This is a genomic window from Mesorhizobium sp. M00.F.Ca.ET.216.01.1.1 (genome assembly GCF_004010325.2).
GTDB lineage: Bacteria > Pseudomonadota > Alphaproteobacteria > Rhizobiales > Rhizobiaceae > Mesorhizobium.
In genome coordinates this window covers 1-541 of sequence record NZ_SADR02000098.1, presented here as the reverse complement: position 1 = coordinate 541, position 541 = coordinate 1, and the positions used below count along the sequence as shown (strand labels likewise).

Here is a 541-nt window from a genome sequence, read left to right as displayed (position 1 = left end):
ATTCGCTCGTCGGGCACGCTCACGGGCGAATACCTCGGCGGGCGCCGCCATGTCGCGGACGCCGCGCACTGGTCGCGGCGCCCGGTGGATGCAAACACGCCGCGCATCGTGCTGGAAGGCGCGACCGAGCACAACTTGCGCGACGTCACGGTGGAAATTCCGCTGCAGCGGCTCGTCTGTGTGACGGGCGTATCCGGCTCGGGCAAGTCCACGCTGATCCGCATCATGGCGGGGGTGGACAAGGACATCGAAGGCGAAGCGACGCCGATGCCCAATCTGAACATCGGCTATCTGCCGCAGGAAGCCTCGATCTTCCGCGGCCTCAGCGTCGAGCAAAACATCCGCGCCGTGCTGGAAGTGGTCGAGAAGAGCCGCAAGGAGCGCGAGCGCTCGCTCGACGAACTGCTCGAGGAATTCCATATCAGCCATTTGCGCAAGGCGCCTTCGCTGTCGCTCTCCGGCGGCGAAAGACGCCGCCTGGAAATCGCGCGCGCATTGGCGACGCGCCCGGCCTACATGCTGCTCGACGAACCGTTTGCAG

General features: G+C 65.8%; 1 protein-coding gene. It reads left to right on the top strand.

Features of this window, described 5'->3' with window-relative positions:
* A partial coding sequence (locus tag EN859_RS35195; RefSeq protein WP_245525869.1) for an ATP-binding cassette domain-containing protein occupies positions 1-541 on the top strand: 541 nt, incomplete at its 3' end.